This is a genomic window from Roseovarius sp. D22-M7, from assembly GCF_037083785.1.
Taxonomy (GTDB): Bacteria; Pseudomonadota; Alphaproteobacteria; order Rhodobacterales; family Rhodobacteraceae; genus Roseovarius.
This window is the reverse complement of sequence record NZ_JBAPKY010000202.1, coordinates 1-793: the sequence shown is the minus strand read 5'-3', so window position 1 is coordinate 793 and position 793 is coordinate 1. Positions and strand designations below refer to the sequence as shown.

Here is a 793-nt window from a genome sequence, read left to right as displayed (position 1 = left end):
CGCGATCGAGGCATGCCGGACCGCCGCCCTCGGCGGTCACGTGGCGGCCTGCACCAAATGCGGCCACCAGCACGTCGCCTACAACTCATGCCGCAACCGGCATTGCCCGAAGTGCCAGGGGGCCGCGTCGCGGGACTGGATGGCAGCGCGTATCGAGGACCTTCTGCCGGTCGAGTATTTCCATGTGGTCTTCACCTTGCCAGCGCAGATCGCGAACATTGCCTTCCAAAACAAGGCGGCGGTCTATGGTCTGCTGTTCAAGGCATCCGCAGAGGCCCTTCTGACCATTGCTGCCGATCCGAAGCATCTCGGCGCCCGGATCGGCATGACCAGCGTGCTGCACACATGGGGCTCGGCGATGACCCATCACCCGCACGCCCATGTCATCGTGCCAGGTGGCGGGCTGTCACCGGATGGCACCCGGTGGATCGCCTGCCGCCCGGGGTTCTTCCTGCCGGTGAAGGTCTTGTCGAGGCTGTTTCGGCGTCTGTTTCTCGAAGGGCTGGCCAGATTGCACAAAGCCGGGAAGATGGCGTTCTTCGGCGATCTGTCGGAACTGGCCGACCCAGACATGTTCGCCGCCCATCTCGCGCCCCTGCGCAAGACCGACTGGGTCGTCTATGCCAAGTCGCCCTTCCGCGGGCCGGAGGCGGTCCTGGCCTATCTGAGCCGGTACACCCACCGGGTGGCGATCTCGAACCACCGCCTCGTCAGCGCGGATGCCGACACCGTGGCCTTCCGGTGGAAAGACTATCGCATCAAGCGCGGGGACCGGATGAAGGTCATGCGCCTG

Annotated in this window: 1 protein-coding gene; it reads left to right on the top strand. The window is 65.2% G+C overall.

Going from position 1 to position 793, the window contains the following annotated elements; all coding sequences use genetic code 11:
• Positions 1-793: IS91 family transposase (locus V8324_RS22140; protein WP_336422030.1), on the top strand; the 793-nt coding region annotated here is incomplete at both ends.